General features: G+C 58.4%; 6 protein-coding genes and 1 pseudogene. 1 reads left to right on the top strand and 6 read right to left on the bottom strand.

Annotation, left to right across the window (positions count from 1 at the left end):
* Positions 1 to 156 precede the first annotated feature (156 nt).
* The 5 genes and pseudogenes from IVB36_RS19350 to IVB36_RS19375 form a co-directional block, all read right to left on the bottom strand.
* Complete coding sequence (locus IVB36_RS19350; protein WP_247369539.1) at positions 157 to 957, bottom strand: ABC transporter ATP-binding protein; 801 nt, start codon at positions 955 to 957, stop codon at positions 157 to 159.
* Between the two features lie 4 nt (positions 958 to 961).
* Positions 962 to 1741, bottom strand: a complete 780-nt coding sequence (locus IVB36_RS19355; protein WP_247392750.1) for an ABC transporter permease — start codon at positions 1739 to 1741, stop codon at positions 962 to 964.
* Positions 1742 to 1809: 68 nt separating this feature from the next.
* Positions 1810 to 3045, bottom strand: a complete 1236-nt coding sequence (locus IVB36_RS19360) for a CmpA/NrtA family ABC transporter substrate-binding protein (RefSeq protein ID WP_247392751.1) — start codon at positions 3043 to 3045, stop codon at positions 1810 to 1812.
* Positions 3046 to 3260: 215 nt separating this feature from the next.
* Positions 3261 to 4825, bottom strand: a pseudogene (locus tag IVB36_RS40460) (cation acetate symporter).
* 9 nt (positions 4826 to 4834) lie between these two features.
* Positions 4835 to 5128, bottom strand: coding sequence for a DUF485 domain-containing protein (locus IVB36_RS19375; RefSeq protein ID WP_247392753.1), 294 nt, complete (start codon positions 5126 to 5128; stop codon positions 4835 to 4837).
* 1197 nt (positions 5129 to 6325) lie between these two features.
* On the opposite strand from IVB36_RS19375, the gene IVB36_RS19380 reads away from it, so the two are divergent.
* Positions 6326 to 7873, top strand: a complete 1548-nt coding sequence (locus tag IVB36_RS19380; protein ID WP_247392754.1) for a Fic family protein — start codon at positions 6326 to 6328, stop codon at positions 7871 to 7873.
* 391 nt (positions 7874 to 8264) lie between these two features.
* On the opposite strand, the gene IVB36_RS19385 is transcribed toward IVB36_RS19380, so the two are convergent.
* Positions 8265 to 10184, bottom strand: coding sequence for an EAL domain-containing protein (locus IVB36_RS19385; protein WP_247392755.1), 1920 nt, complete (start codon positions 10182 to 10184; stop codon positions 8265 to 8267).
* Positions 10185 to 10935 lie beyond the last annotated feature (751 nt).

Genomic DNA, 10935 nt, shown 5'->3' on the forward strand with positions numbered 1-10935 from the left:
AACGACGAAAATCCGACGGTGGGTGACCGCCCCCGCCCGATCAAACAGCCTTCTACGGCGGCTTTCAAGATGCCTGAAGGCGATTTCCGTGCCTTCGGTGCCTGAAGCCGCGGGGCGCAGCCCGCTCTCGCGCTCCAGCCGCCACGATCTCGGCTGTTATAGCTCTACCATTCCCTGAGGCACGCATTCTCGTTGATAAAGATACTCGAGAATTTCCTTTCTATACTGCAGACTGCCGGCGTGGGTCGCCAGTTTGAGCCGGTCCCGCGGTCGCAAAGTATCAATCTCCCAAATCCGGCCGATTCGCGCAGCCGGTCCGTTCGAGAGCGCGACAATTCGATCGCTCAGGAAGATCGCTTCGTCTATGTCGTGCGTGACCATTACAACGGTGGTCGGGGTCTTTTCCACGATGCGAACCAGTTCGTCCTGAAGGCTCGACTTGGTCAGCGCATCGAGCGCGCCGAACGGCTCGTCCAACAGCAGCACCTTAGGCTCGACCGCAAAAGCGCGAGCGATGCCCACCCGCTGCTTCATTCCACCTGACACCTCGAATGGGTATTTGTTGATGGCGTGCTCCAGGTGAACAAGCTTCAGCGCCTGCTCCGAGCGATCCTTCAATTCGGATGCCGCGGCACCCTTGAAGGCCTGTTTGACCGCAAGGCGAACATTTTCGTAGCAAGTCATCCAGGGCAATAGAGCATGGCTCTGAAAGACCATTGCGCGCTCCGGCCCCGGGCCAGAAATCGTCGTCCCGGCGCAGCGTATTGCACCCTTTGTAGGCGCAAGAAGGCCAGCAACAATGTTTAGCAACGTGCTCTTGCCGCAGCCTGAATGGCCGATCAAGCAGACAAACTCGCTGTCTTCGATAGCGAGCGAGATTCTATCCAGCGCAAGAAGCCCCTTGCCAGAACGGTCAACAAACGACATTGACACATCGTTGATCTCGAGATCCGCCATCGTCCTATTCCCGGAAGCTGAGGCTTTCGCCTATTCGCTTGAGCAAAATATCTAGCGCCAATCCAATGCCGCCGACCAGGACGATGGCGACGATCATGCTCGCGATCTGGAGATTATTCCATTCGTTCCAGATGAAGTACCCGATGCCGCTCTGTGCGCCGACCATCTCGGCAGCCACGATGACGAACCAGGCGATACCGATCGAGATCCTCATTCCCGACAGGATCATAGGCACACTGGCGGGAAAGACGACGCGCGTGACATGCTCTAATCGTGGAAGACCGAATACGCGCGAGACGTTCAGCCATTCAGCCCGCACGGAAGCTGTCCCGGTTGCCGTGCTGATCAACATCGGCCAGACCGCACAGATGAAGATGATGAAGATCGTCGAGACGGTGCTGTCGCGGAACGTATAGAGCGCCAGCGGCATCCACGCGAGTGGCGACACCGGCCGCAGGATCTGAATGAAAGGATCCAACGCGCGATGGCAAGCAGGCCATAGACCGAGCAAGAAGCCTAGGGGCACCGCGACGAGTAAGGCCAGCGTGAAGCCCAGTGCTACGCGGCCCATGGAATAGGCCAGATGCCATGCGATGCCCAGATTGTTGGGATTGTCGTGATCGAAGGCGTGTGTGATCAGATCCCGGCCGCGGACCGCGACGATCCACGGTGAGGGGATCGCACCGGCCTGCTGACCCGGCGCGCTCTGGCCGGCAAGGCGGGCATATTCGGCGTCGGCAGCGCTAACACCTCCCGACGAACCGGCGGTGAACCAGCCCCACACGCTTACAAATACGATGAAGATCGCGACCGAGGATACCCAGGGCTGCTGCAGCCGGCGTGACACCTCCATCAGCCCCCCTTCCGGACCGAAGCCAGGTAGTCCTGCGGCTTATTGGAATCGAATTCGTTCCCGAGAATCCTTTCGGTGCCGAAGCCGACCGCTGGCGGCGTCACGCCCTGCTCGCGCATGATCCGAGCGGCATCGGTCGCCAGCATCACCTTTTCGGCGAGCACCTTATAGTCGACATTCTCCTTTAGCATGTTCCAGCGCCGGAGCTGGGTCATCAGCCAAACTGCTGCCGAATATTGCGGAAACGGCTGATAATCAACCCGCCGCGGATCTTTCCGGATGGTGCCAAGGCCGTCGGCATACGTGCCGCTCAAAACCTGCTCGAGGACGATTTCGGGAGCATTGAGATATTGCGGCTCTGACAGCACCTTCGCCATGCCGACCCGGTTCTCCGGCTTCGAGACATGAAGGCTGGACGCGATGATGGCGCGGTAGAACGCCATGAAGCTGTTAGGATTTTGCTGGATCCAGCTTTCCGCGGCGGTGACAGAGCAACAGGGATGTCCATCCCAGATATCCTTCGAGATCAAATGAATGAAGCCAGCGCCTTCGTAGACCGCGCGCTGACCGCCCGGCTCTCCGCCGAAAAACCCATCGATGCTTCCGACGCGAAGCCTCGCCACGTATTCGGTCGGAGGTACGATGCGGTATTTGACATCTTGGTCCGGATCGAGCCCGGCGGCAGCCAAATAGTTGCGAAGCTGCAGGGTCTGGTGACTTTGCTCGAACGGGACCGCGAACGTGAAGCCCTTCCAGTTCTTGGGATCCCGATTGTCCTTGTGCTTGTTGGCCAGGACGAGGGAGTTGCCGTTCTGGTTCAAGATGGTCAGCACCTTGATGGACTGGACGTTACCGCCGAGGCCGGCTGTCATCGTCAGGGGGACCGGCATCACCTGCTGCGAGACGTCCAGCTCGCCGTTGAGCATCTTGTCGCGGATCAGCGCGATACCAGCGATCTTCTGCAGACTGACATCCAGACCTTCCTTGCGGTAGCTGCCGAGCCTTTCGCCGTAGATCAGCGGAACGGCGCAGGTGATCGGGAGGAAGCCAACAGCCAACTTGGTTTTCTCGAGAGGCCTTCGCTCCTGGGCAATTGCCTTCAAGGTGTCGATTGGCAGGATGCTGGAGAGAGCGCCGATGATCACCCCGGCGCCAACGGTGCGAAGCAGTTCCCGCCGCAAAACCGGCTGTGGGAAAAGGCCATGCAGAAGTGCCTGCTGGACGCTTTCGGACACGGCCTCTTCGACAGTCGGCTGCGCGGGAGCATGGCGCTCCGCAACTGCACAGGCTGCCGATGAAACGATGTTGATGTGAGGCGTCGCGCATTTCTGTCCCCCTGGTCAAAATGTTCGGCTCAAAATCGTAACATTGACGCTCGAAGGGCCAACGGCGAAATTGTGCAGGAGCATCTGCAGTTCCGCGCATGCCATTCGGAATTCCCAGCTCTGGTTCACTCCGCCGATTGCGGCATCGTCCTTGAGCGCCCGAACAGGATGCGATGCTGCATCTCGTCGAAGCGGCCATCCGCGTTCGTTTCCCGCGTTAACAACGACACCGCGATCGCCACGGCAAACGACAGCGGCATGCTGATGATGGCCGGGTTACGCAGCGAGACGAACCACCAGGCGCCGCTCACCTGCGCCAGCGGCTTACCGAGCACGTCGACCTGGATGGTCGGTCACAGCGCAATGAGCACCAGCGAGCTTAGCGTGCCGATCATGATGCTAGCGACGGCCGCTGGCGTCGTGAAGCGACGCCAGATGATAGCGAGGACCAGTGATGGAAAATTGGCGGCACAGGCGATGGAGAAGGCGAGCCCGGCCATGAAGGCGACGTTCTGGCCTTCGAAGGTGATGCCGAGCACGATTGCCAGCACCGAGATGGCAACGGTGGCGATCCGCGCCACTTTGAGCTGCTCAGCCTCCGATGCCGTACCGTGGCGAACGACGTTGGTCCAGACATCATGGCACAACGTAGCCACACCGGAAAGCGTCAGGCCTGCCACCACCGCCAGCATGGTGGCAAACGCAACTGCGCAGATGAAACCGAAGAAGGCGTCGCCGCCGACTGTGAGGGCGAGCAGAGGTGCAGCCATGTTGCCGCCACCGCCGGCTTTCATCACCGCCTCCGGGCCGACCAGCACCATGGCCCCAAAGCCGATGATGAACACCATCAGGTGGAAGAAGCCGATCAGCCCGGTGGCATAAAGTATCGATAGTCGCGCGGCCTTGGAGTCCCGAACCGTGTATACCCGCATCAGGACGTGCGGCATCGCCGCGGTGCCGAACATCAGCCCGAGGCCGAGTGAGATCGCGTCCCATTGCCCCGAAACCACCTTCGAACCTGGCTGCAGCACTCTTGTGCCGTACTTCTCCGCCGCTGCGGCGAACAGCTTGAGCGGGTTCATTTCGAAATGCCCAGGACCAGGATTGCCAGGATCACTCCGCCAGCGAGCAGCAGCGCCGCCTTCACCACCTGCACCCAGGTGGTGGCGAGCATGCCGCCGAACAGCACATAGATGAGCATGGCAGCACCGACCAAAGCCGCCGACCAAGTGTAGGGCAGGCCGAACAGCAACTTGATCAACGATCCGGTCGCGACCATCTGGGCGATCAGGTAGAACAGGATCACCGCCAGCGTACCGACCGCCGCGGCGAGCCGCACCGGCTTTTGGCTGAGCCGATAGGCGACCACGTCCGCGAACGTGAATTTCCCGACATTGCGCAGTGGCTCGACAATCAGAAAGAGGATGATCGGCCAGCCGAGCAGCCATCCAATCGAGTAGACCATGCCATCGAAGCCATTCGAGGTGACAACGCCGGCAATGCCGAGCAGCGCGGCCGCGCTGAGGAAGTCGCCAGCGAGCGCCCAGCCATTCTGCTATGCAGTGATCTCGCCGCCCGCGGCAAAGAAGTGCTCCGTGGTACGGGTGCGCCGCGCCGCCCAGTAAGTAATCAGGAGCGTCAGGACCATAAATGCGAAGAAGAAGCCGATCGAGAGCGAGTTGTTGGCCATCGCGAGGTCCTATCGTTCGAGGTCACGAAGGCTGACATCAAATACCCGGTTCGCCCACAGCACATAGATGAGGCAGAGCAGGAACGATGAAATGATGACGAGAGGGCCGAGCACGATGCAAAGCGACAGTCCGGGCGCAAGCACAGTCCCCACAAGCGGCTTGTCGAATGCGAACAATGCCATGAAGCCGAAATAGATCGTGATCATCGTCGCACAAAGCAGCAGCGCGATCCGGAGGCGCCTCCTCGCAAGCGTGAGAGAACGAGGCGCGACGCCGGAATTGACGGAAGTCTGCGCGTCCATCCACCCCCCAGAAGGTCTTGATATCCACTACCGGCCAGCTTCCGCCGAGCCGCAAGCCTGGGGAACCACGAAATTTCGCAATGTACTGTGCAGATTTGCGGCCTCGTCGAAGGCGATGCTGTGTCGTCGCGAACGTCGCGGCGACAACAACCATGCCCGCAATGACGGCGCGCCTGCGACGGCATTGATCCTTGCATGCAAGGATTACGTTGGCGGCGCGGGCTTGGGCACGCGTGAGGGCGGCACCACGATGGGTGGCGTGAGTCCGAGCTGCGGACATCCAGTCAAACCGGAAACGTCGCAGAATAGCGGGCGCGACCTCCATCGGTACCGGAAGTACAAGAGGAGTTCTATCGGGGTTCTCGCGCAGCGCGTCACACTGCCGATCTACTCGACTTTCCAGGCCCTGCACCGCGTCCGCGGTCGATTTGTCGGTCAGCGCACCCGTCCATCAAACAGACCCGTGCGTTCCTCCTGGAGCGAGGCATGGTGTGCGACAAAGCCTACATTCCCTGTTCGAGTTGCCCGGTATCTTGGCAATTAGCGCCAATGTTTTTCGCCTTGCATGTTGCGCATCATCGAGGGTTTAGCGGAAGACTCGCATCGACTGGATGGGCGTATCGAGGGACTATCGAGCGAGATCGAAACGCTGGCCAGTCAAGACCGGGCCTGCCAGCGAGCCGAGCTAAGCGGACCCCACCAGCATGACGAACACGCTTGCTCATCCCGATGTCACCGCGACGGCCTCTCTCTTGCGGTCAGGGTCGGAGCCGCGATTGACAAGGATGTGGCCTCTGCCGGCTTCTGGACGCCCGGGTCGGTCTTCAAGAGCGGCAGCGCCTCGCAGGTCGTGCCGTGCGGTTGGCTGGACCGCGGTCGTGCCGGGGCATCGCAGCGCGTCTGAATGCCAAGAGAATTCGTCGTCTTCAGCGTAAAATCAGCCCTATCGGAACGTCATGAAAATGATGGCGAATTTGAAAACCAGAACGTCGGCAGACCACCGGCGCCATGACGGTTCCATCCCGGACCGACCTGGTCCGCTACTGTAATGGCGGCCGGGTTCTCCGTGCCAAAGTGAACCATTTTCATGATTATTCCGTTGAGAGACTATTTTTCACGTGGTATGATGGAATTTCGAAATCCAAGCCCTCAGTGACTAAAATTCGAGGACGGGAAATGTTTTTCAGAGGAATGTAAGTGAGCGCAGAATTTTCAGGATCGGTGAATGTTTTTCACGATAGGCGATTGCCTGGGCCCGCTGTCCCCGCGGGTTATGCCGCGCTCATCGACACTTACAAGCTGGCCGTGCCGGTCCCCCGCACCCTTTCGGCCATCGGAGCCCGGCACCGCATCATTGAACAGGATGGTTGGCGGATCTACACGCCTCGCCATGCTCCCCAAGCCTCGCTTGAGGGACACCTGACTTTTGCCCTCAAGAACGAAGGAGTCGATCTTTCCGTCCTGAAGCGACTTTTCCGCGTCGTCAATGAGGGTGATATCGCGGAGCTTGTCCGGCAGAAGCCGACCGGAATTTACACACGCCGCATCTGGTTTCTGTACGAGTGGTTGCTTGGCCGCGAGCTGAATCTGTCGCTTACAGACAAGGTCTCATATGTAGACGCCATCGATACCGACCTCCAGTTCGGAGGGATTGGCACGAATTCCGCCCGGCATCGCGTTCGCAACAACCTTCCCGGCACCCCGGAATTTTGTCCGCTCGTTTTCAAGACGGCCGCGCTGAACCAATTTCTCGCGCAGAACTGGAAGGAGCGCGCGCGCGCTGTCGTCAGCGAAGTCCCGAAGGATTTGCTCGCGCGTACCGCCGCCTTTCTGCTGCTGAAAGATTCAAAGTCCAGTTACATCATCGAGGGAGAAAGGCCGCCTCAGGATCGCATTCAAAGATGGGGACGCGCCATCGGCGAGGCTGGACGCGCGCCGCTCGATGAGCAGGAGTTTTTGCGCCTGCAAGGCATCGTCATCGGAGACGAGCGTTTCGTGAAGCTCGGGTTCCGGCAGGAAGGCGGCTTCATCGGAGAGCATGACCGCGATACACAGCGCCCTATCCCGGACCATATCAGCGCGAGGCATGAAGACATCGCCTCTCTTATGGCAGGATTGATCGCATTCGACCTCGCCGCCGAGAACGAGCTCGATCCCATTATCGCGGCGGCGGTGCTCGCCTTCGGCTTTGTTTATATCCATCCATTCGAGGACGGCAACGGACGCATCCATCGATATCTGATGCATCATGTCCTCGCGCGGCGCGGATTTAATCCGGCTGGGGTCCATTTTCCAGTGTCGTCGGCGATTCTTGAGCGGATCACCGAGTACAAAGGCGTGCTGGAAAGCTATTCCGGCAGGCTACTTCCGTGCGTTCAATGGGAAGCGGCCCCAAAGAATAATGTGAAGGTTTTGAACGACACCGGCGATTTCTACCGCTTCTTCGACGCGACCCCGCATGCGGAATTTCTGTACGAATGTGTACGGCAGACGATTGAGCTGGACCTTCCGAGTGAGACGAGCTTCCTGCGCAACTTCGATATGTTCCGATCCGGAGTCGAAAACATCATCGACATGCCCGAGCGAACGCTCAACAACCTGTTTGGCTTTCTGCGACAGCATCAAGGAAGACTTTCAAAGCGGGCACGAGAGAACGAATTTGCCGAGCTCACTCAAGATGAAGTTTCGAAAATTGAGCAATTGTACGCGGACTCATTCGGCCAAAGCGGAGCCTTAAGTGACTGACGGCGCGTGTTGCGCAGAGACAGGAAGCCCATTCTTTCCAGCGGTGGTACGGGTCGTGTCCACGGTTGTGGTGTAGCTCGGTTGAGCAAAGCCACCCCATCGTGCGCCTCCAATAGCGCCGTAGCAGGCGGGCGCCATTGCGCTGGCCACTGGCAATTCTCCTGTAGGATCGGGTTGCGACACGCAACGCAACAACGAAACCAGAGGAACCACCGAATGATCGACGACATGATGCGAGCAGGCGCGACATTGCCGGGGCGCGGCCGATTTGGACCACGAGCAGGCGCTATGGCCTCGATTGGGCTTTGACTGTGTCGGTTGCATTCGGACGGCTGCTTCGCCACTCAAAACGAGCAAGAAACAACAGCAATTGGCGTCTCCCGGCGACGGCCTATGCGGAAGCCCGATTGACCGACCCGCGTACCCGCTTCAAACCGTGACGTGGCGAGAAGGCTCGGGCGAGACTCACGAAATCCTCGGCCGGCATAGGCAGTCCGAACAAATAGCCCTGGTAACTGAGCTGTCCATGTCGCGCCAGGAACGCATATTGCTCCTCCGTTTCGACGCCTTCGGCAATGACTGAAAGGCCGAGGCTTCTGCTAAGCGCTATGATCATCTGGGCTATCGCGGCGTCGTTAGAGTCAACCAGAACGTCCTTGACGAAGCTGCGATCGATCTTGAGCTGGTCAAGCGGCAAACGCTTCAGATACGAAAGCGCTGAATAGCCGGTTCCGAAATCATCGAGGCTGAAACCGATGCCAATCGCTTTCAATTTGCCCATCTTGGCGATCACATCGTCGACGTTGCTGACTAATGTGCTTTCAGTGAGTTCGATTTTGAGGCGATGGGGATTGGCGCCGGTTTGCTCAATGATCGCGCGGACCTCTTCGACAAAATTCTTCTGACGCATCTGCAGGGCGCTGACATTGATTGCGATGGTCAGGCGTTCGGTCGCCGGATCGCTTGACCAGCGAGCCAGCTGACGGCACGCGGTCTTCAACATCAAGGCGCCGAGCGGAAGGATGAGGCCGGTGCTTTCTGCGACCGGGATGAATTCGCTAGGAGAAATCATCCCTTTATGAGCATGCGGCCAGCGTGCCAGCGCTTCTGCCCCCAGCAGCCTTCCTTCGTGATCGACCTGCGGCTGGTAATGCAGCAAAAGCCGTTCCTTCTTAAGGTCTTCTCGTAGATCGGTCTCGAGGGCAGCGCGGGCTGTAATCATGGTCTGCATGGCCGGGTCGAAAAACCGGAGGCCATTTCGCCCCGCCGTTTTCGCGTCGTACATTGCCAGATCGGCTCTCTTGAGCAACTCGTCAACGTTGCACTCATCAGTCGAAAACAAGGTCACGCCAACACTTGCGGTACAGGGATATTCATACGCATCGAATTGGAAGACCTCGGTGAAGGCTGCGAGTATCTTTTCGCCTATCGCTTCCGCTTGTAAGGCAGCGGCCTTTGCTTTCTGTGTACCCAGATTGACGAGAAGAACGACAAATTCGTCGCCGCCAAAGCGGGCAACTGTGTCATCCGCCCTCACACAATGGGAGAGGCGCTGAGCCGCACATTTCAGCAGCATATCGCCCATGTGGTGACCCAGCGAGTCGTTCAGTGTCTTGAAATTGTCCAGATCAATGAACAGCAAAGCGCCGTAGGATTTGCTACGGATATTCGCATTGACGGCCTGGCGCACGCGGTCGATTAGCAGGACGCGGTTCGGCAGACCTGTTAGCTGGTCAAAGAAAGCGAGTTCTTGGATCTTTTCCTCAGCGTGCTTCAGTTTAGAAATGTCATAATACGAGCCGATGTAGTTGGTGACCTCGCCCGCTTCGTTTTTCACAGCAGATATAGTCAGCCAGCGCGCGCAGTTTTCGCCGCTCCTGGTCCTGAGACTCATATCACCTTGCCAGCCGCCAGTTGCTTGAACGGAACCCCACATACTGCGGTAGAATTCGCCATCACGCCGATGAGACCGGAACAGTCGCGGGGTTTGTCCAACCAATTCTTCGATCGTATAGCCGGTTAAGCCCACGAAGGCGCGGTTGGCACTCAAGACTACGCCTTTGGTATCGGTGACGATCATGCCCTCCTGAGAATTGAAAGCAGCCGCGGCTATGCGCAATTCAGAGTTTGACTTGTCAAGAGCCTCCCTCTGTCGCTGCAGGTCGGCCTCAATGGCTTCGCGCCGCCTGATCTCTTGAGAGAGAGCGAGATTGTTTTCGGCCAGCTCCGCTCTATGTCGATTGGACTCGACGAACTTGATTTGTAACCGCGCCGCATTTTGACGCATTCGCTCGAAGCCGATGGCCAGCATAAATAGCACGATAGCGAAGAGGCCAACATAGAAAACGGAGAGGGGTGAAAGCGTACGACCGTATAGCTCATCCTCGCTGGCCAGCCTCAGGACGGAAAGTCGAGTACTGGCAACTGGCGAGCGAAGTGCGAGATATCCTCTCAGCTCGGAAGCGCTGAGATTTGACAGAGGTTGTATGCGGCCGGCGCCAGGCACGCAAACGAGCGCCGATCCGTCCCGCCGGCAGCTGCTCTGAAACACTCGCTTCGAATTTGGTCGTCCGAATTGTCTTCTTGCTCATCATTCTTCATCACCGGACTGGCAGACCAGATTTCCACGATTTTTTGTCTCCCCAAGCATCGTGGCGACTGAATGTGCTTTGTCAATGAACGAAGAGGTCCAGCGCGGAGCGGTAGGCCTCGCGCGCTCGTCATGAGCACACCTCGCTTTAGTCGTTACAGCCGCGCCCTTTTCAATAGTGACGGACTGATATATGGTTCCCGCAGGGCAACAGGTTGCCCAACAGACTACGCGTGGAAAAAATTCTCAACGCAGCCGGGGCCACTCAACTTCAACGGAGAAGAGATGACTGTCTATGAGAATGCATCAACGACAACCGCCGCAAAGCCGACCTCGAAGGGATGGGTTGTGGCCGCGACAGTGGTCGGAACAACGTAAGCGCGAATTTCCCTGCACCTTTTGCTTTTGAGTGCTCTGATGCATGAGGTGTCCACCAAAATAGGTGGACACCTTGTGATGGCAGACGATGATC

The sequence above is a fragment of the Bradyrhizobium sp. 35 genome (genome assembly GCF_023073215.1).
Taxonomy (GTDB): domain Bacteria; phylum Pseudomonadota; class Alphaproteobacteria; order Rhizobiales; family Xanthobacteraceae; genus Bradyrhizobium; species Bradyrhizobium canariense_D.